The organism is Sphingomonas sp. S6 (assembly GCF_043498045.1).
Classification (GTDB): Bacteria; Pseudomonadota; Alphaproteobacteria; order Sphingomonadales; family Sphingomonadaceae; genus Sphingomonas.
This window is the reverse complement of the sequence record NZ_JBIEOE010000008.1, coordinates 45502-69366: the sequence shown is the minus strand read 5'-3', so window position 1 is coordinate 69366 and position 23865 is coordinate 45502. Positions and strand designations below refer to the sequence as shown.

At 68.0% G+C, this 23865-nt stretch carries 26 protein-coding genes; 9 read left to right on the top strand and 17 right to left on the bottom strand.

The features are described 5' to 3' along the window. Positions 1 to 44: 44 nt before the first annotated feature. The 11 genes from uvrC to ACGVWT_RS13505 form a co-directional block, all read right to left on the bottom strand. Positions 45 to 1967, bottom strand: coding sequence for an excinuclease ABC subunit UvrC (uvrC, locus tag ACGVWT_RS13555; RefSeq protein WP_116460551.1), 1923 nt, complete (start codon positions 1965 to 1967; stop codon positions 45 to 47). A gap of 40 nt (positions 1968 to 2007) precedes the next feature. Beyond that, the gene (locus ACGVWT_RS13550) at positions 2008 to 2520 is read right to left on the bottom strand and encodes a hypothetical protein (protein WP_070308619.1); all 513 of its coding nucleotides are present in this window, start codon (positions 2518 to 2520) and stop codon (positions 2008 to 2010) included. A gap of 216 nt (positions 2521 to 2736) precedes the next feature. Next, positions 2737 to 3057, bottom strand: coding sequence for a multidrug efflux SMR transporter (locus tag ACGVWT_RS13545; RefSeq protein ID WP_315460623.1), 321 nt, complete (start codon positions 3055 to 3057; stop codon positions 2737 to 2739). A gap of 216 nt (positions 3058 to 3273) precedes the next feature. Continuing rightward, positions 3274 to 3936 (bottom strand): hypothetical protein, encoded by a 663-nt coding sequence (locus tag ACGVWT_RS13540; RefSeq protein WP_295562812.1) that lies wholly within the window; start codon positions 3934 to 3936, stop codon positions 3274 to 3276. Then, entirely contained in the window at positions 3929 to 4423 is a 495-nt protein-coding gene (locus tag ACGVWT_RS13535) for a hypothetical protein (RefSeq protein ID WP_017979999.1), read from the bottom strand. The genes ACGVWT_RS13540 and ACGVWT_RS13535 overlap by 8 nt, the downstream gene beginning before the upstream one ends. Before the next feature lie 68 nt (positions 4424 to 4491). Further along, entirely contained in the window at positions 4492 to 4719 is a 228-nt protein-coding gene (locus tag ACGVWT_RS13530) for a F0F1 ATP synthase subunit C (RefSeq protein ID WP_038662560.1), read from the bottom strand. Positions 4720 to 4766: 47 nt separating this feature from the next. Then, positions 4767 to 5558, bottom strand: a complete 792-nt coding sequence (locus tag ACGVWT_RS13525; RefSeq protein ID WP_063686380.1) for a F0F1 ATP synthase subunit A — start codon at positions 5556 to 5558, stop codon at positions 4767 to 4769. A 38-nt stretch (positions 5559 to 5596) separates the two neighbouring features. After that, the gene (locus ACGVWT_RS13520) at positions 5597 to 5923 is read right to left on the bottom strand and encodes an AtpZ/AtpI family protein (RefSeq protein WP_017980002.1); all 327 of its coding nucleotides are present in this window, start codon (positions 5921 to 5923) and stop codon (positions 5597 to 5599) included. Between the two features lie 277 nt (positions 5924 to 6200). Then, positions 6201 to 6575, bottom strand: coding sequence for a YdbL family protein (locus ACGVWT_RS13515; protein ID WP_116460547.1), 375 nt, complete (start codon positions 6573 to 6575; stop codon positions 6201 to 6203). Continuing rightward, the gene (locus ACGVWT_RS13510; protein ID WP_017980004.1) at positions 6575 to 6778 is read right to left on the bottom strand and encodes a YnbE family lipoprotein; all 204 of its coding nucleotides are present in this window, start codon (positions 6776 to 6778) and stop codon (positions 6575 to 6577) included. The genes ACGVWT_RS13515 and ACGVWT_RS13510 overlap by 1 nt, the downstream gene beginning before the upstream one ends. Positions 6779 to 6780: 2 nt before the next feature. Next, positions 6781 to 9951 carry a YdbH domain-containing protein gene (locus ACGVWT_RS13505; RefSeq protein WP_394426777.1) on the bottom strand — a complete coding sequence of 1057 codons (3171 nt, stop codon included), beginning with the start codon at positions 9949 to 9951 and terminating at the stop codon, positions 6781 to 6783. A gap of 65 nt (positions 9952 to 10016) precedes the next feature. On the opposite strand from ACGVWT_RS13505, the gene radC reads away from it, so the two are divergent. After that, positions 10017 to 10706 (top strand): DNA repair protein RadC, encoded by a 690-nt coding sequence (radC, locus tag ACGVWT_RS13500; RefSeq protein ID WP_116460544.1) that lies wholly within the window; start codon positions 10017 to 10019, stop codon positions 10704 to 10706. Between the two features lie 291 nt (positions 10707 to 10997). Here the strand turns inward: radC and ACGVWT_RS13495 are convergent, their stop codons facing one another. Continuing rightward, positions 10998 to 11459, bottom strand: coding sequence for a copper chaperone PCu(A)C (locus ACGVWT_RS13495; RefSeq protein WP_315460625.1), 462 nt, complete (start codon positions 11457 to 11459; stop codon positions 10998 to 11000). Positions 11460 to 11641: 182 nt separating this feature from the next. Between ACGVWT_RS13495 and dnaK the strand changes: the two genes are divergently transcribed. From dnaK to ACGVWT_RS13470, 5 genes are all read left to right on the top strand, one after another. Continuing rightward, positions 11642 to 13546 carry a molecular chaperone DnaK gene (dnaK, locus tag ACGVWT_RS13490; protein ID WP_315460626.1) on the top strand — a complete coding sequence of 635 codons (1905 nt, stop codon included), beginning with the start codon at positions 11642 to 11644 and terminating at the stop codon, positions 13544 to 13546. A gap of 246 nt (positions 13547 to 13792) precedes the next feature. Then, positions 13793 to 14917 carry a molecular chaperone DnaJ gene (gene dnaJ / locus ACGVWT_RS13485; protein WP_116460541.1) on the top strand — a complete coding sequence of 375 codons (1125 nt, stop codon included), beginning with the start codon at positions 13793 to 13795 and terminating at the stop codon, positions 14915 to 14917. A gap of 276 nt (positions 14918 to 15193) precedes the next feature. Continuing rightward, positions 15194 to 15646 carry a hypothetical protein gene (locus ACGVWT_RS13480; protein WP_315460627.1) on the top strand — a complete coding sequence of 151 codons (453 nt, stop codon included), beginning with the start codon at positions 15194 to 15196 and terminating at the stop codon, positions 15644 to 15646. Further along, on the top strand, positions 15643 to 15945 hold the full coding sequence (locus tag ACGVWT_RS13475; RefSeq protein WP_315460628.1) for a transcriptional regulator: 303 nt from the start codon (positions 15643 to 15645) through the stop codon (positions 15943 to 15945). Before ACGVWT_RS13480 ends, ACGVWT_RS13475 begins: the two co-directional genes overlap by 4 nt. 59 nt (positions 15946 to 16004) lie before the next feature. Beyond that, positions 16005 to 16463, top strand: coding sequence for a TM2 domain-containing protein (locus ACGVWT_RS13470; protein ID WP_315460629.1), 459 nt, complete (start codon positions 16005 to 16007; stop codon positions 16461 to 16463). A gap of 290 nt (positions 16464 to 16753) precedes the next feature. On the opposite strand, the gene ACGVWT_RS13465 is transcribed toward ACGVWT_RS13470, so the two are convergent. Then, positions 16754 to 17089, bottom strand: coding sequence for a hypothetical protein (locus ACGVWT_RS13465; RefSeq protein ID WP_315460630.1), 336 nt, complete (start codon positions 17087 to 17089; stop codon positions 16754 to 16756). Here ACGVWT_RS13465 and ACGVWT_RS13460 point away from each other — a divergent pair. After that, complete coding sequence (locus tag ACGVWT_RS13460) at positions 17073 to 17585, top strand: thioredoxin family protein (RefSeq protein WP_315460631.1); 513 nt, start codon at positions 17073 to 17075, stop codon at positions 17583 to 17585. The two genes, ACGVWT_RS13465 and ACGVWT_RS13460, sit on opposite strands and share 17 nt — an antisense overlap. Positions 17586 to 17719: 134 nt before the next feature. Here ACGVWT_RS13460 and purB read toward each other — a convergent pair whose 3' ends face one another. Then, the gene (gene purB / locus ACGVWT_RS13455) at positions 17720 to 19030 is read right to left on the bottom strand and encodes an adenylosuccinate lyase (protein WP_147037056.1); all 1311 of its coding nucleotides are present in this window, start codon (positions 19028 to 19030) and stop codon (positions 17720 to 17722) included. A gap of 206 nt (positions 19031 to 19236) precedes the next feature. Between purB and ACGVWT_RS13450 the strand changes: the two genes are divergently transcribed. Both ACGVWT_RS13450 and ACGVWT_RS13445 read left to right on the top strand, forming a co-directional pair. Further along, complete coding sequence (locus ACGVWT_RS13450) at positions 19237 to 19725, top strand: EF-hand domain-containing protein (RefSeq protein ID WP_315460632.1); 489 nt, start codon at positions 19237 to 19239, stop codon at positions 19723 to 19725. 431 nt (positions 19726 to 20156) lie between these two features. Further along, positions 20157 to 20615, top strand: coding sequence for a vgr related protein (locus ACGVWT_RS13445; RefSeq protein WP_315460633.1), 459 nt, complete (start codon positions 20157 to 20159; stop codon positions 20613 to 20615). Between the two features lie 100 nt (positions 20616 to 20715). Here the strand turns inward: ACGVWT_RS13445 and ACGVWT_RS13440 are convergent, their stop codons facing one another. From ACGVWT_RS13440 to hrcA, 3 genes are all read right to left on the bottom strand, one after another. Continuing rightward, the gene (locus ACGVWT_RS13440) at positions 20716 to 21942 is read right to left on the bottom strand and encodes a threonine synthase (RefSeq protein WP_394426766.1); all 1227 of its coding nucleotides are present in this window, start codon (positions 21940 to 21942) and stop codon (positions 20716 to 20718) included. Positions 21943 to 22089: 147 nt separating this feature from the next. Further along, positions 22090 to 22632 carry a nucleotide exchange factor GrpE gene (gene grpE / locus ACGVWT_RS13435; RefSeq protein ID WP_116460531.1) on the bottom strand — a complete coding sequence of 181 codons (543 nt, stop codon included), beginning with the start codon at positions 22630 to 22632 and terminating at the stop codon, positions 22090 to 22092. Between the two features lie 22 nt (positions 22633 to 22654). Beyond that, positions 22655 to 23695 (bottom strand): heat-inducible transcriptional repressor HrcA, encoded by a 1041-nt coding sequence (gene hrcA / locus ACGVWT_RS13430; protein WP_116460530.1) that lies wholly within the window; start codon positions 23693 to 23695, stop codon positions 22655 to 22657. Positions 23696 to 23865: the final 170 nt, after the last annotated feature.

Genomic DNA, 23865 nt, shown 5'->3' with positions numbered 1-23865 from the left:
CGCGTTGCGGGGAGACAGGTCTCTTTAGGCAGCGCGCCCGAACCTCACCGCGCGTGGTAGAAGTCGTACACCTGCTGCGCGACCCCCGCCGACACGCCCGGCGCCTTCTTCAGATCCTCCAGGCTCGCATTGCGCACCGCGCGGCCGGTGCCGAAGTGCATCAGCAGCGCCTTTTTGCGCGCCGGACCGATGCCCGGCACCTCGTCCAGCGGCGACGCGCCGATCGCCTTCGCGCGCTTGTCGCGATGCGCGCCGATCACGAAGCGGTGGACCTCGTCGCGCAGCCGCTGGAGGTAGAACAGCACCGGCGCGTTGACCGGCAGCTGGAATTCGCGCCCGTCGAGCAGGTGGAACACCTCGCGCCCCTCGCGACCGTGGTGCGGCCCCTTGGCGATACCGACCAGGCACACGTCCTCGATCCCCAGATCCTCCAGCACCGCCTTCGCGGCGCCCAGCTGCGGCTTGCCGCCGTCGATCAGCACCAGGTCGGGCCAGGTCCCGTCGTCGCGGTCGGGCGCTTCCTCCAGTTGGCGGGCGAAGCGGCGGCGGAACACCTCGCGCATCATGCCGACGTCGCTGTCGGTCGCCGCCTCATTCCCCTTAATATTCCACTTGCGATACTGGCCCTTGCGGAACCCCTCCGGCCCCGCGACGACCATCGCACCCACGGCATTGCTGCCCTGGATATGGCTGTTGTCGTAGATTTCGATTCGGTCGGGCGGATCACCCAGGTCGAACAGCTCCGCCACCTCGCGCAGCAATTTCGCCTGCGTCGTGCTCTCCGCCAGCCGGCGTTCGAGCGCTTCAATCGCGTTGCGCTTGGCCTGGTCCATCAGCCGGCGCCGATCGCCGCGCTGCGGCACCGACAGCGCGACCTTATAGCCCGCGCGCTCGCCCAGCGCCTCGCCCAGCAGCGCGCCCTCGCCCAGTTCCCGGTCGAGCAGGATCGTCTTGGGCGGCGGCACCTCTTCGTAGAATTGGGTGAGGAAGCTCGCCAGCACCTCGTCCTCGGGCACGTCGTTGGTGTGCTGCGGGAAAAAGCTGCGATGGCCCCAATTCTGGCCGCCGCGGATGAAGAAGGCCTGGATGCCGATCACGCCGTCCTTGCACGCCAGCGCAAAGACGTCGGCATCGCCCACGCCCTCCGCATTGATCGCCTGCGTGCCCTGGACGAAGGTCAGCGCCTTCAACCGGTCGCGCAGCAGCGCGGCCAGTTCGAAGTCCATAGTCTCCGCCGCCGCCTGCATCTGCGCGCCGAGCTTGGCCTGCACCTTGGTCGACTTGCCGGCCAGGAAGTCGCGGCAGTCGTCGACCAGCTCCTTGTATCCGTCCTTGTCGATCCGCCCGACGCACGGCGCCGAACAGCGCTTGATCTGGTACAGCAGGCACGGCCGGTCGCGCGTCTTGAAGAAGCCGTCGGTGCAGCTGCGCAGCAGAAAAAGCTTTTGCAGCGCATTGAGCGTGTTGTTGACGCTGCCCGCGCTGGCGAACGGCCCATAGTAATTGCCCGGCGCGCGGCGCGCGCCGCGATGCTTCTGCACGCGGGGAAAATCGTGGTCGCCGCGCAGCAGGATGAACGGGAACGACTTATCGTCGCGCAGCAGCACGTTATAGGCGGGGCGATAGCGCTTGATCAGCTGCGCCTCGAGCAGCAGCGCCTCCGCCTCGTTGTTGGTCGTGACGATCGTCATCGACCGCGTCTGCGCGATCATCCGCTGCAGCCGCTTGGTGAGGCCCTTCACCTGCGTGTAATTCGCGACGCGCTGCTTCAGCGAACGCGCCTTGCCGACGTACAGCACGTCGCCCTTGGCATCGTGCATGCGATAGACGCCGGAGCGCGTCGGCAGCGTTTGCAAGACGTTACGGATCGCGGCGACCCCCGCCTCGATATCGGGGGTATCCGATCCGCGGACGGCGTAGGTGGCGCGTTCTTCGTTGAATCGATCGGGCGGGCCGTAGGACGACATGTCCCGCCATGTAGGAGTCGGCCGGGGTCGGGGCTAGAGGTTAACGCCCGCTCGGCAATCCCTTGCGCGACACGGGCGGGGGCGCACCACCGCCAAGCGCGGCGAGATCATAGGCGAGCTTGCCCATCAGCTCCGCCGTCATCTGGCCGCCGCTCAATGGCGCGAGCCGGCGCAGCGACAGCGCCTGGAATTTCGACAGATTCTCGTCGTCGCTGAGGCCCGGCATATCCTTGTCGAGCACCGCCTTCGCGCGGGGGTCGGCGAGCAGGTCGACGATCGGCGTGTCGAGCGAGAAATGGGCGCGAGATGCTGGCGCGGCTGCCGTTGGTGGTGGAGCTGGGGCTTCGGTCGGCGCAGACGACGAATCGACTGCGGTATCCGGCTTCGTCTCGACCGGTTGCGCCTCGGGCTTCGGCGTCTCTTCGCCCGCGGCTTTGGGCTTGGCCGGCGCGGTGACCGTTTCGTCCGCCGGGATGTCGAGCGAGAATTTCCCCGCGCGATCCGCCGCCTGCGTCTGGGCTCCGATCAACAGCAACGACAGCAGGATCGACATGGCTACACCTCACCTCGCGCCGTGGCGCGTGCTAGCGGTGTAGCACCGCTAAACGCTTTTCGTCACGTCGAACGTTTCTGGGGATCCGCACACCCCTGTTCGTCATTGCGAGCGGAGCGAAGCAATCCAGGGCGTCCTGGTCCGGCTCTGGATTGCTTCGCTCCGCTCGCAATGACGAGTAAGATTTCGCAGCCTGAGAAAAGGAGCCGCCCCCCCTTACGCCTGCGCGAACAGCCTTGTCCCCACGATCCCCACCACCGTCACCGCCATGAAGCACGCCTGCACCAGGCTCACCTTGTCGCCGAACAGCAGCACCCCGCCGATGATGACGCCGACCGCGCCGCAGCCCGTCCATACGGCATAGGCCGTCCCCGCCGGCAGGCCGCGCATCGCCAGCGCAAGCAGTCCCATATTCACGAACGACAGCACGATCGGCACCGCCGACGCCTGCCACGTCGCCAGCGTCGCCGCCCATTTCAGGCTGAGCGCCCAGCAGATTTCGGTGAAGACGGCGACCGCCAGAATAAGCCACGACATCGGATTGCTCCTGTGCGGGCTCGGACAAGATGGGACGGCGCCGGAAACCCGTAAAGAGACGCACGTCGAAACAAAAATCCTCCCCGCTTGCGGGGAGGGGGACCGCCAGCGGAGCTGGTGGTGAAGGGGGCTCGCCGCGAGCGCAGCCTATGAGGAAGCCCCCCTCCGTCAGCGCTAACGCGCTGCCACCTCCCCGTGCCGGGGAGGAATGAAGGGTCAGTTCGGCCGGCCGAGCCCGGCGATCGAGCGATCGATCATCGCGCGATCCGCATCGGCATCGAGCTTCTCGGCGATCACCAGCGCCGCGGCCTTGGACGCGGTCTCTGCCGCAAGCGCGCGGACTTCGGCGATCGCGGCGCGTTCGGCGGCGGCGATCTTGTCCTCGGCGCGCTTGGTGCGGCGGGCCATCAGCTCCTCCGCATCGTGCTTGGCCTTGGCGATGATCTGGTTCGCCTCGGCCTGGGCATGCGCGCGCATCGTCGCGGCGTCGGCTTCGGCGGCCTTGGCCTTCGCCTCATATTCGCCGCGCAGGCGCTCGGCCTCGGCGCGCAGCGCCTTGGCTTCGTCCAGCTGGGCGCGCACGCCGGCGATCTGCTTGTCGAGGCTTGCGGCGATCTTCGCCGGCACCTTCACGAACAGCATGCCGATCAGCACGACCAGCGCGGCGATCCCGACCCAGCCGGTGGTGTTCAGGCCGAGGGCAGTCGGCTCCTCGACGTGATGCGCGGCAGGTTCGGAGACGTTGGCGGTCAGCTGGCTGCCGTCACGCACGTTCTGCGTCTGCAACCCTTGCGCGGTCGCGGCATCGGCAAGGTTGGCGGCGACGGCGGCATCGCCCGCGTCACCGGCCGGCGTGTTCTGGGGGGCGGCCTCAGCCATGCGCGTTGCTCCTGCGCACCGCATCCGCGGCGGCATCGATGCCGACGGTCAGGCCCGACACCTTGGCCACCAGATCCTGCGTCACCTCGGCGGCGACCGCCTGCAGGTTCAGCATCGCCTGCGCCTTGGCATTGCCGACCGCGAGGTCGTGATGCGCAAGACGTTCGGCCAGTTCGACGTCGATCGACTTGATCTGGCTTTCGGTCGCCTTGACCGCCTGCGCCTTGGCGGCGGTGGTCTCGGCATGCGCCGCGGCGCGCGCCTCGTCCATCTTGGCGCGCCAGGCCGCTTCGACCTGGTCGGCGGCGAGGCGGGCCTGTTCGGCCGCGGCAAGGTCGCCCGCGATCTGGCCTTCACGCGCGTCCACGGTCGCCATGACCTTCGGGACCATCATCTTGCCGATCCCGAAATACAGGATGCCGAAGGTGATGAGCAGCCAGAAGATCTGCGAAGCGTAGGTGGCGGCGATCTGCGAAATCTGAGGCATCGAAACCCTTTAGCGCGACCTCGAACGATCCGCCGGACGCCATCAGCGCCCGGCGAACGCATCTGATGTTAGGCGACGAACAGCAGGATGATCATCGTCACGAAGGCGAGCAGGCCGAGCAGCTCGGCGCCCGCGAAACCGATGAACAGACGGCCCTGCTGGCTGTCCGCCGCACCCGGATTGCGCAGCGCGCCTTCGAGGAACTTGGCGAACACGTTGCCCACGCCCAGCGAGGCAAGGCCCATGCCGATCGCGGCCAGGCCGGCGCCGATCATCTTGGCGGCTTCTGCGTCCATGTCAAAACTCCCGTATCAAACAGTTGGGTTGAAACTAAAAACGAAACTCAGTGCAGGTTGACGGCGTCGTTCAGATACACGCTCGTCAGCAGCGCAAAGACATAGGCCTGGATCGCGGCGACCAGCAGCTCGAGCAGCGTGATGCCGATCATCAGCACGAAGCTGGGCAGCGACACCAGCAGGCCATAACCGACGCCCAGGTTCATGCCGGTGATCACGAAGGCGGCGAGCACCTTCAGCAGGATGTGCCCCGCGGTCATCGCGACGAACAGTCGCAGACCCAGCGAGAAGGGGCGCACCAGGAAGCTCATCAGCTCGACGACGAAGATCAGCGGGATCATCAGCGGCGGCGTGCCGTGCGGCACGAACAGGCTGAAGAAGTGGAAGCCGTGCTTGCCGAAGCCCACGATCAGCACGATCGAGAAGCTGATGATCGCCAGCACGCCGGTGACGGTCAGATGGCTGGTGACGGTGAACGGATGCCAGCCCGGCACGACGCCGACCGGCGACAGGCCCCACAGGTTGGCAAACAGGATGAACATGAACAGCGAGAAGACGTAGGGCACGAAGCGCTTGCCCGCCGGCCCGACGTTCGACGTCAGCATGTTCGACACGAAGCCAGTGAAGCCTTCGACCGCGGCCTGCCAGCGGCCGGGCACCAGCTCGCGCTTCATCCCGCCCAGCATGAACAGCCACAGGCTGACCAGCGTGACGACCATCCACAACGCGGAGTTGGTGAACGAGATGTCGTATCCCGCGACGACCCAATGCCGACCGAACAGGGGTTCGATCAGGAACTGGTGCATCGGATCGATTCTGCTGCCCGATTCTGCCGCCACGTGTGGCCTTTCGCTCCCTGATACGACAAACGCCCGGTTTACTCCGGGCGCTCGCCTGCAATCCGTAAGATCTGCCTGAACGCGACCGCGATTCCGAGGAACAGCATCACGATCAGCGCCCATGGGGTCGTGCCGAACCAGCGGTCGATACACCAGCCGATCAGGGCACTGCCGACAAGGCTTCCGATCAGGGCGGCGAGCACGCGATTGCCGAGCGAATATCCCGCATCGGCCGTCGGTGCCCCCTGCCCCGTCCGCAACGCTTCGGCGTGCCGGGCTTCCCTCAATCGCTCGTCGAGCGCGGAAAGCCGCGGATCCTCCGCGCTGGTGAAGTCTCGTCCGGTATCGTCATCCGCCACGCGCATCCCCTCGCCTGTATCGTTCAACCGGGGGAGAAAGCGCGCAGGGCGACCGATCCCGCCAAGGCGTGGTCCGTTTAGGTGGGGGTGCCGAGGGTGTCAACCGGTGAGTAACCCACAAGCAATTCCTCCCCCGCCAGGGGGAGGGGGACCGTTCGGCGTGAGCCGAATGGTGGAGGGGGAGGAGGGCGGCGCGCCTTATTATTGGGCTACCGCCCTGTCCGCCCCCTCCGTCACCGCTGCGCGGCGCCACCTCCCCCTGGCGGGGGAGGACTTCACGTGGTCACTTACACCGCCCGTCGAGTTCCGGCGTGCCGGTATTTTCCTTCCACTGGCCCGACGGCGTCTTGTACATCTCGCCCACCGGCACGCGCGCGACGAGGTTGCAGCCGGTGGTGAAGGCGAATTGCTCGACCGTCGAACCATTGGCCTGCGCGCTCTGCGTATAGGCCGCTTTGCGCTTGATGTTGATGTCGCGGACCAGCGCCTGGATCGCGGGGCCACCCTTCACCACGCCGAGATAGCCGTCGGGCTGTTCGCCGACTTCCTTCGCCTCGCGCGCCGCCGCATAGGCAGGGTCGCGCTGCGCGAACGCCGCGCCCGACAGGCCGGCCAGCGCCACCGCGGCGGCGCCTATCATCATCATGCTCTTGGTCATCAGAAAATCCCCGGTTGCTTGTCGATCAGCGCCTTCGCTTCGCCGTCCAGGCGGTACACCACCTGCTGCGTGACGCTGATGTTGAGGTTAATCTGGATCGGCTTTTCCGGCGCGGACACGTTGATGCAGCCGCCCAGCGTCGCCGCCATACCGATCCCGGCCATCCCCATCGCGATCCGCAATGTCGTGATTCGCTTCACCATCTTCAATCCTGTTTCGGTTGTGGCACGGGTGCGCTTGCGGAAGGCTGAATGGCCCCGTTCCGCCGCTCGCGTTCGAGCAATTGGGGCAGCAGGCGACTCGGGTCGTAGAAGCTTTGCGCGCTGTCGAGCAGGCCGCGGAACGGCGCCTTGATCGTGATGTTGAACACGAAGGGCAGCTTCTGCAGCCGGCGGACGATGAAGTTGCTCTTCGCGCCCTCGCCCTGCGTCACCCCGGCAAAGCGCACCGCGGTCACCATCTCGCCCGCCAGCGGGCCGTTCATCGAGATGGTGAGGTTGCGATAGCGCAGCGATTTGAGCGCCTGGAACGCGATATTGCCCCAGATGCCCAGATCCTTCTGCGTCAGGTCGCCGACATAGGCGATGCTGCCCCCGCCCGGCCGCACCGTCAGCCGCCCGCCCTCGATCCGCCCGCCGGTGTCGTCGAAGATCATCGGCAGCTCGCCGTCGAAGATGCCGGTCGCGTCGAGGTTCTTGAAGTCGAACTGCTGGAGGAACTGGTCCGCCGCCACCCCGTCGAGGCGGAAGGTCAGCCGCCTTTGGCCCGCCTGCGCGAAATCGAGCGTCGTCGGCAGCAACGTCATCTTGCCACCCGCGAACGGCCACACGCCGCTGTCGATCTGCACACGCTGTTCGGGCAGCAACTGGTAGACGATCGTGCCGTCGGTCACGGCGATGCCGGGGTTGATCGTCTTCACCGTCGCCACCTGCCCCGGCGCGCTCGCCAGGCTGAGCAGGTCGCTGAAATGGATCGTCGTGCTGAGTCCCGAAACGGGGCCGAATGCCGCGGCCAGCGCCGCATCCTTGGTCTCGAAAGTGCCGGTGGACGTGACGCCCTCGGGCGCCCAGCCGATATGCGCATCGCCGGTCACGGTCGCACGCACCTCTGCGACGACGCCGAAGGTCAGGCGGGTCAGCAGGTCGGGCTGGAAGTCCTTGGTGAAGACGATGCCCGGCACGGTGAGATCGGCGGTGCCCGTCCCCGCCGACAGACGATGGACGATGCGCACGTCGGCGACCTTTACGCTTTTGGTCGGCTCGTACAGCGTGCCCCCCGCCGTGATCGTGCCATCGGCAAGGCGCAGCGTCACCTCGCGCGCCGCGAGCGTCTTGAAGCGCGGATCGGCCGCGGCATCGTCGACCGTCATCGTGCCGGTCAGCGCCAGCACGCCGCCGCGCAGGTTCCAGTCGCCCGCCGCCGCGCCCAGCAGCAATGGCACGTTGCCGATCTGGCCCGATCCGCCGGCGAATTGCCCGGCAACCCCGCCGCCAGCGATCCGGCCGGTCAGCTGCCCCAGATCGATCCGCGTCACCCGCTCCGGACTGCCCAGCCGCGCCGCGACACCGCTCAGGGCGAAACCGTTATCCTCCAGCCGCAACTCGCTGCCGCTCGCCGCCAGCGTCAGCGGCGTGCCGCCCAGCCGCCCGGTCAGCCGCGTCGCGGGCAGTCGCACGCCGCCGCCGATCCGCCCGCGCTCCACCGTCACCACCGCCGCCGCACCACTGCGCGGACACACGCGCGTCCGCACCGGATCGAGCACCAGCCCCGCTACCGCGAGCCGCTGGATCGCGACGGCCACGCACCCCGGATCGACGCGCAGCCGCCCGCGCCCGTCCCAGTCGAGATCGAGCGGCGCCTGCAACCCGTCGATACGCCCGTCGCCGAGCGGCCCGCTCAGGTCGATCCGCGTCGTGATCCGTGTCACGCCGCCGCTGCCTGCGCTGAACGTCACGGGGGCCAGCGCCAGTCTTGCCCCACCCGCGGCATAGGGCGCGACGATCGCGCGTCCGCGGATCGGCGCCCCCGCGCGCGCCTGCGCCAGCTGCACGTCCGCCTGCGGCAGGCCCCCGCCCGCGATCTGCACCGCGGTATCGATATGCACGCGCGCCTGCGGCCAGCCGTACGCAATGCCGCTGCCGCCCCCCAGCCGCAGCCGCGCGCCGCTCGCCGCCGCCAGCGCCGCGCGCGTCACGCGCAACTGGCCGCTGCCACCCGCCTGCCGCACCGCCAGATCGGCGCTGCCGTTGATCGCCTGCCCCGCTTGGCGCAGCGCCCTACTCAGCTGACGCACCAGCGGCGCGACCGGCGATCCCGCCCCCGTCCGGGCGTCGAGCACCGCCAGCATCCGCGACGCGACCTGTCCCCCGGCCACCGTCACCGTTCCGGCAAACAGCTGTTCCGCCCCGATTCGGTAGCGCCCCCGCACCGCCAGTGTCCGCGCCGCACCACCCGGCGCACGCACCGCCGCGGCGGCAAGGTCCGCCTGCCCCTCGGTCGCCGTCGCATTGCCGTCGAACGTCGCCGATCCCTTTAGCCGCGCCGCACGGGCTCCCCCGCCGGCCACCGCCGCGCTCGCCAGCCGCGCCGAGCCGCGCCACGCATCGAACGCCGGTGACAATCGCGCGTCGACATCGGCCGCCACGCCCACGATCCGGCTTGCTCCGCACGCGCCGCGCGCCAGCCGCACCGGCCCGGCGACCGTCGGCGCGCCCTTGGTGACCGTCACGCGCAACGCCGCCTGCACGCCGCTCGCGACGCAATCGTTCAGCCGCAGCGTATCGCCGACCAGCGCGACATTCCCCGCAAAGCCGTCGTCCAGCCGCCCGCGCCCGCTGACCTTCAGCCCCAGCACCCCCGCCGGCGTCTCGACCCGCAGCCGCGCATCCTCGGCATCGACGAACAGCGCCGGCAGCGCGAAGGGCGTCGCCTGGCCCGACGGCGCCGGCAGCAGCCGGTCGATCGCCCCGAACGACAGCTTGCCGCCCACCCAGCGCGCGCGCAGGCGGACATGCCCGGCGCGCACGCCGACCACCTTGGCGCCGTCGAGCCCGATCCGCGTCTCCGCCTCCAGCCAGTCGGCGACGAGGTCGGGGTCGGCCGGATCGCCGAGCACCACATTCTTCAGCCGCTGCCGCCCCGTTCCGAACGTGCCGATCGTATAGCGCGCCGGCACGCCCAGCTTCGCCAGTTCGCGGTCGATGACGCGTGCCGCGATCGGCCGCCGCACGCTCCACAATGCGATCAGCGCCGCCAGCACCACCAGCGCCACGCCGAGCGCGATGCTGCGGCGCCGGCTGAACGCGCCGAAGCCCCGTCGCCGGCGGGGCGGCGTCTCGCGCGGCGGGTGGGCGGCATCGTCCATCACCGCGTACATAGGCTTGGGGAAAGCGCGGGCGCAATCGTTGCACCCGCTCCGGCCGCGTCATAGGATCGCAGGCCATGGCCCCCGCCCCGCCACCTGACGATGCCGCCGGTCACCGCAAGCGCCTGCGCGGACGGCTGCTCGCCGGGGGTGGCGACGCCTTGCTCGACCATGAGCTGATCGAATATCTGCTCACGCTCGCGCTGCCGCGTATCGATACCAAACCGATCGCCAAGGCCTTGTTACGCGAATTCGGCGGCATCGGCGGGCTGCTGACCGCCGACCCGGAGGCGCTCGCCCGTGTGCCCGGCGTCGGCGACAGCGCCGCGGCGGCGATCAAGATCGCGCACGCCATCGCCATCCGGCTGCTGAAGGCGGAGGTCGCCGAGCGCCCCGTGCTCGGCAACTGGCAGGCCCTGCTCGATTATCTGCGCGCCGACATGGCGCACCACGTCATCGAACGCTTCCGCGTCCTGCACCTCAACACCCGCAACATGCTGATCCGCGACGAGGTGATGAGCGAAGGATCGATCGACCAGGCCGCCGTCCACGTCCGCGAAGTGATCCGCCGCGCGATGGACCTGGGGTCGGCGGCAATCATCCTCGTCCACAATCACCCCTCGGGCGATCCCTCCCCCAGCCGTGCAGACGTGCAGATCACCCGCGCCATCGCCGACGCCGGCGCGCCGATGGGGATCGTCGTCCACGATCACATCATCATGGGGCTGAACGGCCACGTCAGCCTGAAGGCGCAGGGGCTGATCTAAGCCCCCTCGTCACCCCGGCGTGACCGTTACACTCCGTCACCCCGGTACACTCCCGTCACCCCGGCCCTGAGCCGGGGTCCCGCTTCTTTCGCCGCTGGGAATTGAAGCCTGATCCATCTCCATAGAACCGTCGCCCCAGCGAAGGCTGGGGCCTCCTGCGGCTCCTTTCACGCGCTATCGCCGGGAGATCCCAGCCTGCGCTGGGATGACGCCTCGGTCAAAAGCGATGGATCAAACCCTAGCGGGACCCCGGATCACGTCCGGGTGACGGAGTAAGTGGGATCGCCCCCATCAAAAATCCGGCGCCGGATCGGCCGGCCCCACCACCGTCGCGGGCACGTACATCCGCCCGCCGTTGGCGAAATTGAGCGTCAGGTTGAAGATCTTGCCCGGCTTCGCCCGCGGGTTGATGTCGAACAGCATCACATGCTTGCCGCCCGGCGCGAACACCACCTTGGCCCCCGCCGGCACCGCCACGCTCGCCAGCGGCTTCATCCCCGCCATGCCGCCCGCGCCGCTCATGCTCTCATGCATCTCGGCCCGCACCGCGACATCGGCGCTGACGTCGATCAGCGTCGCATCGCTCCGCCCGCCATGCAGCGTGAAATAGGCCGCCCCCGGTCGCCCCGCCGCAGCGGGCAGGCGGATCCAGGCATCGTCCGCGGTCACGCGATCGGGACCGCTACAGCCCGCCAGACCCGCCGCCATCGCGCCTGCCAGCGCCATTGCCTTGACCGCCGTACCCAGCCGCATGCCTGTTCCCTTCCCGAAACGGGATCGTTTCGCGCGTAGTTCCTATGGCCCGCCCCGTCTTGCGGCAAGCGCAACCCCACCTATATCGCGCCCATCAACGGGCACCTTTCGTCGCCGTAACGGGGCAAAAGGTTCCCTTCTCGTTTGTATTTTTTTGTTCGTGAGGGGCTCAGCAAGCACACATGGCTAAAGTAATCGGCATCGATCTCGGCACCACCAACAGCTGCGTCGCAGTGATGGAAGGCGGCAAGCCCAAGGTGATCGAGAATGCGGAAGGCGCGCGTACCACGCCGTCGATCGTCGCCTTCGCCAAGGACGGCGAGCGTCTGGTCGGCCAGCCGGCCAAGCGCCAGGCGGTCACCAACGGCGACAACACGATCTTCGCTGTGAAGCGCCTGATCGGCCGTCGCTTCGACGATCCGATCACCAAGAAGGACACCGAGCTGGTTCCCTACAAGATCGCGCGCGGCCCGAACGGCGACGCGTGGGTCTCGGCGGGCGGCAAGGATTACAGCCCGTCGCAGATTTCGGCCTTCACGCTGCAGAAGATGAAGGAAACCGCCGAATCGTATCTCGGCGAGACGGTGACGCAGGCGGTCATCACGGTGCCCGCCTACTTCAACGACGCGCAGCGCCAGGCGACCAAGGATGCCGGCCAGATCGCAGGGTTGGAAGTGCTGCGCATCATCAACGAGCCGACCGCGGCTGCTCTGGCCTATGGCCTCGAGAAGCAGGACGGCAAGACGATCGCGGTCTACGACCTCGGCGGCGGCACGTTCGACGTCTCGATCCTCGAGATCGGTGACGGCGTGTTCGAGGTGAAGGCGACCAACGGCGACACCTTCCTGGGCGGCGAAGACTTCGACAACAAGCTGGTCGATTACCTCGCCGAGGGCTTCAAGAAGGATGAGGGCATCGACCTCACCAAGGACAAGCTCGCGCTGCAGCGCCTGAAGGAAGCCGCGGAAAAGGCGAAGATCGAGCTGAGCTCGGCCGCGTCGACCGAGGTCAACCTGCCCTTCATCACCGCCGACCAGAACGGCCCGAAGCACCTCGTCAAGACGATCAGCCGCGCCGATCTGGAGCGTCTGGTCGACGACCTGATCAAGCGCACGATCGAGCCGATGAAGAAGGCGCTCGCCGATGCCGGCGTCAGCACCGGCGACATCAGCGAAGTCGTCCTCGTCGGCGGCATGACCCGCATGCCGAAGGTCCGCGAGGCGGTGAAGCAGTTCTTCGGCAAGGAGCCGCACACGGGCGTCAACCCGGATGAGGTCGTCGCGATGGGCGCCGCCATCCAGGCGGGCGTGCTGCAGGGCGACGTCAAGGACGTGCTGCTGCTCGACGTGACGCCGCTGTCGCTGGGCATCGAGACGCTGGGTGGCGTGTTCACCCGCATGATCGATCGCAACACGACGATCCCGACGAAGAAGTCGCAGACCTACTCGACCGCCGACGACAACCAGGGCGCGGTGACGATCCGCGTGTTCCAGGGCGAGCGCGAGATGGCGGCGGACAACAAGCTGCTCGGCCAGTTCGACCTGGTCGGCATTCCGCCGGCGCCGCGCGGCGTGCCGCAGATCGAGGTCACGTTCGACATCGACGCCAACGGCATCGTCAACGTCTCCGCCAAGGACAAGGGCACGGGCAAGGAACAGCAAATCCGCATCCAGGCTTCGGGTGGTCTCAGCGACGCCGATATCGACCAGATGGTCAAGGATGCCGAGCGCTTTGCCGAAGAGGACAAGAAGCGTCGTGCCGGCGCCGAGGCGAAGAACAACGCGGAATCGCTGATCCACACCACCGAGCGTCAGCTCGCGGACAATGGCGACAAGGTCGACGAGTCGTTGAAGTCGGAAATCCAGTCGGCGATCGACGCGGCCAAGGCGGCGGTCGAAGGCGGCGATGCCGACCAGATGAACGAAAAGGCGCAGGCGCTCGCGCAGGTTGCCATGAAGCTCGGCCAGGCGATCTACGAAAAGTCGCAGGCGGCAGAGGCTTCGCCGCAGGGCGACGCCGGTGCCGAAGCGCCCAAGGACGACGTGGTCGACGCCGAATTCTCGGAAGTCGACGACCACAAGGCGTAAAAGCCACCCTGTCCCCCTGCCCGCACAACACATGCTTCGGCGTGACTTTTGTGACTTTCCGGCAGGGGGACAACGGGGTGGAATGTGGGGTGATATGACGGCAGCCTACCCCCAACCCGTTCGCCCTGAGCCTGTCGAAGGGCGTGTGCCCCAAGCGAGGCGCTCGCGGAGAGCCGCGCTTCGACAGGCTCAACGTGAACGGAATACTAGTATGGCCGTCCGATCGTCTCGCGCTAGAGGACGGGCATGAGCACCACAGTCGACTATTACGAGCTGCTCGAATGCGAGCGGAATGCCGACGGCGCGACGATCAAATCGTCGTACCGCAAGCTCGCGATGAAATACCATCCGGACAAGAACGCCGGGTGCAAGGATAGCGAAGCGCGCTTCAAGGCGATCAGCGAGGCCTATGACGTCCTGAAGGACCCGCAGAAGCGCGCCGCCTATGATCGCTTCGGCCATGCCGCCTTCCAGAACGGCGGCGGTGGCGGCGGCGGTGCGCAGGATTTCGGCGGCTTCTCCGACATCTTCGAATCCGTCTTCGGCGAATTCATGAACGGCGGCCGCGGTGGCGGGCGTCAGCAGCAGCGTCGCGGTGCCGACCTGCGCTACGACATGGAAGTGACCCTCGAAGAGGCATACCATGGCAAGGCGACCGAGATCACCGTCGACGTCTCGGCGCAATGCGACACCTGCCACGGCTCGGGCGCCAAGCCCGGCACGCACGCCTCCACCTGCCGCCACTGCAACGGCCATGGCAAGGTGCGCGCGCAGCAGGGCTTCTTCGTCGTCGAACGCGCCTGCCCGGTCTGCCAGGGTTCGGGCGAGATCATCGCCGATCCCTGCCCCGATTGCCGTGGTGACGGCCGGATCGAAAAGACCAAGACGCTCAGCGTCAACGTCCCCCCCGGCGTCGACGAAGGCACGCGTATCCGCCTGAGCGGCGAAGGCGAGGCCGGTCCGCGCGGCGCGCCTCCGGGCGACCTCTACATCTTCCTCCATGTCGCGCGGCATCCGATCTTCGAACGCGAAGGCACGACGCTGTTCGCGCGCGCGCCGATCAGCTTCACCACCGCGGCACTGGGCGGCACCTTGTCGATCCCCGGCCTCGACGGCACCCGCCACGACATCAAGATCCCCGCCGGCATCCAGTCGGGCAAGCAACTGCGTCAGCGCGGCGCCGGCATGCCCGTGCTGCAGGGCCGCGGCCAAGGCGATCTCGTCATCCAGATCGAGGTCGAAACCCCGACCAAGCTCTCGACCCGCCAGCGCGAACTGCTCGAACTGTTCCGCGAAACCGAAACCGGCGACGAATGCCCCGAAAGCCAGGGCTTCTTCGCCAAGCTAAAGAGCGTGTTCGCGGGGGAATAAGCCGGGACGGGCGGCGGCGGGGCGCAGGCTCCGTCCGCCCGCCCCGCCGATCGGCTTCCCCCATCCCGTCACCCCGGACTTGATCCGGGGTCCCGCTTTCGCCGCCAAAGAAGAAGCGGGATCCCGGCTCAAGGCCGGGATGACGGAACGAAGCAATGGACGCACTCAGCCCCCGCCAGCCACAACGACCCCACACCACTTTCCAATCCGGAAAATTACCACTTGCCGAATCGGAAAGTCTTCGCCACTCTCTTTCCAACTTGGAAAGGGAACGTCATGGACCATAACAGCGCGAACGCCGCAGAGGCGCTGGCCTTCATCGAACAGTCGCGCCTGCGCCTCGCCGCCGCGTCGGGCGTGCCGCCGATCCGCCATGCCGCCTTTGCCGCGATGATCGGCACCCTGGTTGCCAGCCCGATGGCACCCGGCATCTCGCGGTTCGTGGTGTTGATCGGCATCTTCGTCGCGCTGATCGCGATCATCCGCTGGGACCGGCGCCGCATGGGCATGTTCATCAACGGCTATCGCGCCGGCAAGACGCGCTGGATCACCTTCGCGATGCTCGGTGTCATCTTGCCGCTGCACATGCTCGGCTTTTGGTTGATGATCGACCACGGCATCCGCTGGGCGCCGCTCGCCCTCGCGCTCGTCGCGTCCGCCATCGCCTATGGCGGCAGCGTCTGGTGGTGCCGCGTCTTCCGCCGCGAACTGCTCGGCAGCCTAGCATGAGCGGCTTCGATCCGGTCATCCACCCGCCCGCCCGTCTTCAGATCATGGCGGTGCTGACGGAGGTGCAGGACGCCGAATTCGCCCTGCTGCGCACCACGACACAGGTCAGCGATTCGGTGCTGTCGAAACATCTGTCGGCGCTGGTCGACGCGGGCTACGTCAGCTTGCGCAAGGCGAGTAGCGACGGCCGCTCGCGCACCTGGGCCGCGGCCACGCGCGCCGGACGCAAGGCCTTTGCCGCGCATGTCACCGCGCTCACCACGCTCGCCCGCCTGACCGAACGCCTCGCCGCCGAGTAGCCTCTTGCGCGCCGCCGCCTGATCGCCACAATACACCTTGAACGAGCCGGGGAGTGGGCATGCGCGGACAGGTGTTGGGTGTGGATACGCGGAGCGGCGAGGGGCTGGTCGCGGGCGATGACGGCAAGCGCTATCGCTTCACCCCGGAGGACTGGGCGCAGCGCGGCGAGCCCAAGATCGGCGTGAAGGTCGATTTCGAAGCGGAGGGCGACCGCGCGCTCAGCGTTTTCCCGATGCCCGCCGAAGCGGGCACCCGCCACGTCCTGGCACCCCCGCCGCCCCGCGCACCGGTGAACGATCGCAACAAATATGTCGCCGCGATCCTCGCCTTCCTGCTGGGCACGCTCGGCATCCACCGCTTCTACACGGGGCGGACCGGATCGGGGATCGTGATGCTGGTCCTCAGCATCACCGTCATCGGCCTGTTCGTCACCGTGCCCTGGGCGTTCGTCGACATGATCCGCTATTTGATCATGTCCGACGACGAATTCGCCGCGCGTTACGAACGCAAGCGCTAGCGAAACAGCGCGCCGATCGCCTGGATCACCGTCGCGCCGCCGATCGGCGCGATCAACAGCAGCAGCACGTTGACGCCGATGATCGCCGCCAGCGCATTCTGCTGGCGCGGCGTCAGCTGCGGCCGCGGGTCACGGGGCTTGGGTCGTCACGGCGGCGGCGGTGGCGGTGGCTCGCGAAAGTCGACGAACATGGCGGATGGGACGCTCGGGATGCGCCGTCGGTTCCGCCCCGTCGCCCTAGCCGCCCCCTCTACGCCGTCAGGCGGAAAGCGGGCGGGCGGGCCGATGGGTCAAAGGGCGGAAATGATCACCCCGACCACCAGCGCCTGGGCCGCGATCGCCAGCACCGAGCTGGCCGCGGTTTCGAACATGCGCATGGAAGGTCTCCGCGCCGGCGGAATGGCCGGCCCCCGCGATATGTAGATCGTTACACGAATGCGCAATATTGTTGCTTGCAACGACGCATGCGTTTCACGCAACTGCAACAATCCTACAGCGCCGCGCCGCTCGTGGTCGAGAAAGCCGCGCTTTTCGCCGGTGCAGCACGCACCACCTTGCCAAGGTCGACGCCAGCGGCTGAAATCGGCCTTTCCCTTGTCGGAGGTGTCGATGTCCCGCCCGCTCATGCTCGCCCTTGCGCTCGCCGCTACCCTGCCGGCGGTCGCCGATGCCCGCGTCGCCGCGCCGCGCGTCGCCATCGCGACGCTCAATCAGCTGCCGCAGCCGCTGCCCCTGCCCTATGACGGCGCCGCCGACGCCAAGGCGCAGGTCGCCGCCGCCAAGGCGCGCGCGCTGAAGGGCCACAAGAAGCTGCTGATCGACATGGGCGGCAATTGGTGCCTCGACTGCCGCCTGCTCGCCGGCGTCATGGAGCTGCCCGCGATGCGCGGCTTCATGGCGAAACATTATGAAGTCGTGACGGTGGATATCGGCCGCTTCGACAAGAACCTCGACATCCCCGCGAGCTACGGGATCAAGGGGCGGCTTGCCGGCGTGCCCGCGCTGCTGATCGTCGACCCGAAGACCAACCGCGTCGTCAACGCCGGCCGCGAAACCGCACTCGCCGACGCCCGCTCGCTCTCCCCGCAGGGCCTCGCCGACTGGCTCGCGCAATGGGCGTAAGGCGCTAACTACACGTCGCCCCAGCGCAGGCTGGGGCCTCCCGCGGCTCCTGCCCAAGCCTGACCGCGAGAGATCCCAGCCTTCGCTGGGATGACGTTCGACAAGTCCTCCCCCTGGCGGGGGAGGACTTGGGATCAGCCAAACACCCGCGCGAAAATCGTGTCGACGTGCTTCAGGTGATAGCCCAGATCGAACTTGTCCTCGATCTCCGCCGGCGACAGCGCCGCGGTCACCTCGGCATCGCCCTTCAGCAGCTCGAGCAGCGACAGCTGCCCGTCCGATTCCCACACCTTCATCGCGTTGCGCTGCACCAGACGGTACGCGTCCTCGCGGCTCACCCCCGCCTGCGTCAGCGCGAGCAGCACGCGCTGCGAATGGACCAGCCCGCCCATCTTGTTGAGGTTCTTGTCCATCCGCTCGGGATAGACGAGCAGCTTCTCGATCACCCCGGTCAGCCGCGCCAGCGCGAAATCGAGCGTGATCGTCGCGTCCGGCCCGATGTAGCGCTCGACCGACGAGTGGCTGATATCGCGCTCATGCCACAGCGCGACATTCTCCAGCGCCGGCGTCACATAGCCGCGCACCATGCGGGCGAGGCCGGTGAGGTTCTCGGTCAGCACCGGGTTGCGCTTGTGCGGCATCGCCGACGAACCCTTCTGGCCGGGCGAGAAATACTCCTCCGCCTCCAGCACCTCGGTACGCTGCAGATGGCGCACCTCGGTCGCCAGCCGCTCGATCGAGCTGGCGATGACGCCCAGCGTGGCGAAGAACATCGCATGGCGATCGCGCGGGATGACCTGGGTCGAGACGGGCTCGACCGACAGCCCCAGCTTGGCGGCGACATGCTCTTCGACCGACGGATCGATGTTGGCAAAGGTACCGACCGCACCCGAAATCGCACAGGTCGCGATATCGGCGCGCGCCGCGATCAGCCGCGTGCGGCAGCGGTCGAACTCGGCATAGGCCTGCGCCAGCTTCAGCCCGAACGTCACCGGCTCGGCATGGATGCCGTGGCTGCGGCCAATCGTCGGCGTCATCTTATGCTCGATCGCGCGCGTCTTCAGCACGGCGAGCAGCTTGTCGAGATCGGCGATCAGGATGTCCGCCGCCTGCGCCAGCTGCACCGCCAGCGCGGTGTCGAGCACGTCGGACGAGGTCATGCCCTGGTGCATGAAGCGCGCTTGGTCGCCGACATTGTCCGCAACCCAGGTCAGGAAGGCGATGACGTCGTGCTTGGTCACCGCCTCGATCGCGTCGATCGCGGCGACGTCGATCGCGGGGTTGGTGTTCCACCACGCCCACAGCGCCGCGGCGGCATCCTTGGGCACCACGCCCAGCTCGGCGAGCGCGTCGGTGGCGTGCGCCTCGATCTCGAACCAGATGCGGAACCGGTTCTCGGGCGTCCAGATCGCGGTCATTTCGGGGCGGGAATAGCGGGGGACCATGGTGTTCCTTCGTCCTGACGGCTGCACGGTTCGTCGTGGCCGCATCGGCCGCGACTCGCGGATTTCCGCGGGTTCCTAGCAGCGGGGGTCGCAAGCCGTAAACCCGTCAGGCTTGCATCCAGATCATAATTCCCCATTTTAAGACGACGCGGCACACGGTGAAGTGATGTGCGCCGCAGAGATTGAATAACGATGGGAGACCAGCAATGCTGAAATATGCTCTTCTCGCCGGAGTGATGACGGTTGCTACGCCGGCACTGGCGCAGCAGACGACCAATACTGCGCCGACCCAAACCACGACGCAGACCGCGCCGCAAACTCAGGCCCCCGCCGGATCGCCAGTGACCGACGCGCAGCCTGCGGCCGCCACGCCGATGGATTCGGCGACCGCGGCAGCGACGCCCGCTGATGCGACGCAGACCGCGGCGCAGCCGGCGACCGGCGCGGACCAGGTGGCGAGCGTAGTCGAAACCGAATTCCCGACCTATGACGCGAACAAGGACGGCAAGCTCGAAAAGGCCGAGTTCGCCAGCTGGATGGTCAAGCTGAAGCAGGCGAGCGACCCCAAGGCGACCGCCACCGATGCCAAGACCAAGTCCTGGGTCGCCTCGGCCTTCGCCCAGGCGGACAAGGACAAGAGCAAGTCGGTGTCCAAGCCAGAACTGATCGGCTTCCTGAGCCAGGGTCAGTCCTGATCCTGACCGATGGATGAGAGGGGCCGCCGGAGCGATCCGGCGGCCCTTTTCGCGTGCCCTCCGTCGCGGACGAGGGCGCCCCATTCCCACTCCGTCATTCCCGCGAAGGCGGAATCCAGACACGCTACCGTCGCCCCTCCAGCCGCAAGGTCAGAGGTTATGGATTCCCGCCTTCGCGGGAATGACGAAGGGGTAAGTCTGGTGCACGAACGGGCACGGACTGAAACTGCCACAACGACCGCCCAACCACCCCGTCACCCCGGACTCGTTCCGGGGTCCACCGGGCCGCTAGGGATCGGCAGGAAGCTCCAGTGCCGCCCCTCGCCGCAAAGTGGACCCCGGAACGAGTCCGCGGTGACGGACGGACGGTAGGGACCCACGCCCGTCCCCACCACTGGCACACCCCCACCCCGCCTCCTATCTCCCCGGCAATGCCGCACCCCACCCGCCCGCTCACCGACGGCGAACGCGCCCTCGCCGCGTCGGTCTTCCACGACACGATCGACTACAGCCAAGTGACGCTCTCGCGCAGCAAATGGGCCTTCTTCCAGCCGCGCGACACGGTGATGGCGCCACGCGGCTGCATCCATTTCCACCCCAAGGGTCAGGGCTGGCGCGACGACTTCGCCGCCGCCGCACTGACCGACCAGGGGCTCTTCATCCACGAGATGGTGCATATCTGGCAGCATCAGCGCGGCATCTGCCTGCCGCTCGCCCGCCACCCCTTCTGCCGCTACGATTACGCGCTCAAGCCCGGCCAGCCGCTCCACCGCTACGGCATCGAACAGCAGGGCGAGATCGTCCGCCACGCCTTCCTGCTCCGCCACGGCACCCGCATCCCCGGCGCGCCGAGCCTCGCCCAATACGAAACGCTGCTGCCGTTCGGCTAAAGCGCAGCCTACCCTCCGTCACCCCGGCCGAAGAGCCGGGGTCCCGCTTCTCCTGCGCCGCCCGACCAAGCGGGACCCCGGGTCAAGCCCGGGGTGACGATCACAAGGCGCCTAGGTCGATGGCCCCGTGCCGATCGAGCCACGCCGGCGCCTCCGGCATTGGATATTTCAGCCCCGTCGCGCAGTTGAACAGCACGACGCGCTCGTCCTCATCCACCTCGCCATCGCGCAGCGCCTGCCGATACGCCGCCAGCGTCGCGCCGCCCTCGGGGCACAGCAGCAGGCCGTCCTTTCGCGCCGCCTCGTCCACTGCCGCCAGGATCGCGGGGTCGCCGACGCCCACCGCCTTGCCGCCGCTCTCGCGCACCGCGCGCAGGATCAGGAAGTCGCCGACCGCGCGCGGCACGCGGATGCCCGCGGCGACGGTGCGCGCATCCTCCCAGCGCTCGGCATGCTCCTCGCCCGCCTCGAACGCCCGCACGATCGGCGCGCAGCCGCTCGCCTGCACCGCATACATGCGCGGCCGCTTGGACCCGATCCAGCCGAGCCGCTCCAGCTCGTCGAACGCCTTCCACATGCCGATCAGACCCGTGCCGCCGCCGGTGGGATAGAAGATCGCATCGGGCAAGTCCCAGCCCAGCTGCGCGGCCAGCTCCAGCCCCATCGTCTTCTTGCCCTCGATGCGATAGGGCTCCTTCAGCGTCGAGAAATCGAACCAGCGCCCTTCGGCGGCGCCCTTCCCCACGATCGCGCCGCAATCGTCGATCAGCCCGTTGACGCGATAGACGCGCGCGCCCTGCATCGCGATCTCGCGGACGTTCACCTCGGGCGTATCCTCGGGGCAGAAGACGATCGTCTCGATCCCCACCCGGCTGGCATAGGCCGCCAGCGCCGCGCCGGCATTGCCGTTGGTCGGCATCGCGATGCGCGTGACGCCCAATTCCTTCGCCATCGCGACCGCCATCACCAGCCCGCGCGCCTTGAAGCTGCCCGTCGGCAACCGCCCCTCATCCTTGACGAGCACGTTGCCATCGCCGCCGCTCTTCAGCAGCGGGATCAGCGGCGTCTCGATCTCGCCCAGGCTGACGATGTTCTCCGTACGCCGGACGGGCAACAGCTCGCGCCACCGCCACAGGTCGGTCGGCCGCGCCGTCAGCGCGTCCTTCGCCAACGCACCGCGCACGCCCTCCAGATCGTACCGCACCAGCAAGGGCCGCCCGGCGCGCGACAGGCCATGCAGCTGGTCCGCGTCATAGCGTTCGCCAGTCAGCGAGCATTCGAGGTGGGTGACGAAGGTCGGGCGATCGGCGGTGAGATTCGGATTCATGGCAACTCCAATTCCTCCCCGGCACGGGGAGGGGGACCGTTCGCGAAGCGAAGGGTGGAGGGGGCCGTCCGCGAACGCTCCGCTTGCCGAAGCCCCCCTCCGTCAGCCCTGCGGGCTGCCACCTCCCCGTTCCGGGGAGGACTTAGATCAATCCGGCTTCCGCGCCACGCCAACCAGCGCCGGGCGCAGCAGGCGGTCCTTGATCATGTAGCCCGCCTGCATTTCCTGCACGATCGTGCCCGGCGCGGCGTCGCTCGGCACTTCCATCATCGCCTGATGCTTGTTGGGATCGAGCGTCGCGCCCATCGCCTCGACCTTCACGATGCCGTTGCGCGCAAACACGCTGTCGAGTTCGCGCCCCGTCGCTTCCAGCCCGGTGACGAGGCCCTTCAGCTTCTCGTCCGCGCGCAGCTCGGCCGGTATCGCCGACAGCCCGCGTGCCAGATTGTCCGCCACGGACAGGATGTCGCGCGCGAACGACGTGGTCGAATAGGCGCGCGCATCGGCGATTTCCTTCTCGGCGCGACGGCGCACGTTCTGGATTTCGGCCTGCGCGTACAGCACCTGCTGCTTCGCATCGGCCAGCTGGTTCTCCAGCTCGGCCACGCGATCATGTTCCGCCACTTCGGGCGCCGCCGCCGCCGTATCCTGGCGCAGCGCCTCGGCGTCGGTCTTGGTCTCTTCGGTCATTTACGATCCCTGTTTGTCGTCGTCAGCCCATCAAACGGGCAAGCGTTGCCGCCGTGAAATCCACCATGGGCACGACGCGCGCATAGTTCAACCGCGTGGGGCCGATCACGCCGACCACGCCGACCACCCGCCCGCCGGGTCCGCGGAACGGCCGCGCGATGACGGAACTGCCGGACAGCGCGAACAATTTGTTTTCCGCGCCGATGAAAATGCGGGTCGCGTCGCCCGCCCGCGCGCTGTCGAGCAGCTGCGCGATCTCCTGCTTGCCCTCCAGATCGTCGAGCAGGTCGCGCAGGCGTTCCAGGTCGGCCGCAGCGGCGGCATCGATCAACCGCCCCTGCCCGCGCACGATCAGCACCGGGCGGCGCGCATCGTCCTCGCTCCACACCACCAGCCCCGCCTCGACCAGCGCGCGCGCCGCACCGTCCAGCGCATGGCGATCCTCGGCCAGCTGCCGCTCGATCCGCGCCCGCGCCTCGCCCAGCGTCAGGCCGGCGAGCGTCGCGGTCATGTAATTGCCCGCCTCGATCAGCGCCGACGGCGTCATCCCCGCGGGCAGCGCGATGACTCGGTTCTCGACGCTGCCGTCCTCGCTGACCAGCACCGCCATCGCCTGGGTCGCCGACAGGCCGATGAAGCCGATCGAGCGCAACGGCACCTCGCGCTTGGGCACCATCACCAGGCCGGCACAGGCCGACAGGCCGGACAGCGCCGCGGTGGTCGCCGCCAGCGCCTCCTCGACCGGGCCGTGATGCCCCGCACGCGCCTCGATCGCCGCGCGCTCCTCGGCGCTCGGTTCCAGCGCCTGCATCATCCCGTCGACAAACAGCCGCAGGCCGCGCTCGGTCGGGATGCGCCCCGCGCTGGTATGCGGGCTGGCGAGCAGGCCCAGCTCCTCCAGCTCCTGCATCACGCCGCGAATGGACGCGGGCGACAGGTTGAGCCCGGAGGCCGCGGCGATCGTCTTCGACCCCACCGGCATGCCGCTCTCGACATAACCATCGACGACGGCACGAAAGATATCGCGCGCGCGATCGGTCAGTTCGGTGACGGGCGGGGCCATAAGCGCAATCTAGGGCCGTTTGCGGGGCGGGCAACCGCTGCTCTTCGTCCCCTCCTCGTCATTCCCGCGAAGGCGGGAATCCATAACCTCTGCCCTCACAGCTGAAGACGCAGCGGTAGCGCGTCTGGATTCCCGCCTTCGCGGGAATGACGAGGCGTATGAGGCAGGTA